General features: G+C 39.5%; 2 protein-coding genes. One reads left to right on the forward strand and one right to left on the reverse strand.

All coding sequences use genetic code 11. The features are described 5' to 3' along the window. Nucleotides 1-920: hypothetical protein (locus tag CDZ78_RS19065; protein ID WP_140414223.1), on the reverse strand; the 920-nt coding region annotated here is incomplete at its 3' end. Between the two features lie 311 nt (nucleotides 921-1231). On the opposite strand from CDZ78_RS19065, the gene CDZ78_RS19075 reads away from it, so the two are divergent. Then, nucleotides 1232-1673 (forward strand): IS6 family transposase (locus CDZ78_RS19075; RefSeq protein ID WP_140414224.1); only part of this gene is annotated, 442 nt, incomplete at its 3' end.

Genomic DNA, 1673 nt, shown 5'->3' on the forward strand with positions numbered 1-1673 from the left:
TAATCTATGGGCACCGAACGTGCTAAATTTAAGAATTCATCCTTCATGTCTTCATTACTTGACGCGTTTTTCTCCATGATTAATTTATAATATTTAGAATCTGTTGCCCACACTAGTGAAGTTACAGCTTTTCCACTTGGGCTTACTTCCACTTGGAATATAGCGGGGCTCCCATTAATATTTTCATTAATGGAATCTTCGGCAAATACCACTTTACCATGCCCTGAAACATAATCGTCTTCCGAAAATTCAACCAGGCTTAAATTGTCAAATTCATAAACTCTTGATAAAGTAGACCACTTCCCATTATTATAAGCCCCGCTCACCTGCCGGGAAACTACCTTTTTATCAAAAAATGGAGTCCCTTCTAAATTAGAGGGTTCTACCGATAAAAGTCCAACCGCCTCCTCATAGGTCTTCTCATATTTTTTACTTTTTGGCGTCAGCTCGTCTCGGATTGGAGTTATACGAGTTTCAGGAGTATCAATATACCCTCGTTCTTTCATTTGCCGTGTAGCAAGATCCGCTTCCTCCTTAAATCTTTCGGGTACAGGAAAATCATCTAGTGGGGCAGCATAGACTGCAGCGTTCTCAGGATCCCCAAAGAAAGCTTCTAGCTCTGCAAGCTCTGGATTTAAGTCCTCATTATGGTCATGGGAATGTTCAGCATCAGAGGTTGATTCCCACGGTGTAGATTCGGTATATCTAATATCTGATACAGGGGGGGTGTGTTTTTTAGAACTGATTTTTTCTGGGACAAAAGTAAGTGGAACTTTTTTAACTTTACTTATTTTTTCAATTACATTCCCCGCTTCAGTAGTATCTTCGTTCACGGGTAATGGGTATATCTCATAAGCTAAAGCTGAAAACAATCCAACTAGAAAAAACACAGTTAACCAGTATTTTTTAAGGGTATTCATTGCGCTAACCTCTCGGTAGTTAATTATCCTCAAAACGATGTACAGATGCCTACATCGTTTTGAAGGTTAAGTTAAATAAAATTTACAATTGTCAACTGTTGTAATTACATGTCCGGTACTGAAAAGTTACAGTTGCCAACTGTGGTAGTTTTAGAGAGGAACACTCTACCCTTATAATCTTTCATGTAATGGAATCCTATAACCCACCATAAGGATTGATCGATAGTATCTTTATGGGTTCTGTCGCATAAATCCCCCTTCCCGACGTTATCTGCTATCATAATTATCAATTTCAATAAAAGGTGGATCACATGCTCAGCTTCAAAGGCACTCACTTTCAAAAAGATGTCATTCTTTATGCTGTTTTCTTTTATGTCAGGTATGGCGTTTCGTATCGCGACCTTGAAGAAATTATGGAAGAAAGAGGTGTTGAAGTGGATCATGCTACGCTCAATCGTTGGGTTATCCGTTATTCTCCTGCCATTGCTGTAAAAGCTAAATCTCAGAAACGAGAAACCAATAAGTCGTGGCGCATGGATGAAACGTATATCAAAGTGAAGGGGCAGTGGACCTATTTATACCGAGCTGTTGATAGTCGCGGGGATACGCTTGATTTCATGCTTTCTGAGCGCCGTGATGAAGAGGCTGCAACCGCATTTTTCAAACAAACGATTAACAATAATGGCTTTCCTGATAAGGTCGTTATGGATAAAAGTGGCGCTAACTATGCAGGATTAGCCAATATTAACCTCT

It is taken from the genome of Bathymodiolus platifrons methanotrophic gill symbiont, assembly GCF_002189065.1.
In the GTDB taxonomy this organism is placed as follows: Bacteria; Pseudomonadota; Gammaproteobacteria; order Methylococcales; family Methylomonadaceae; genus Methyloprofundus.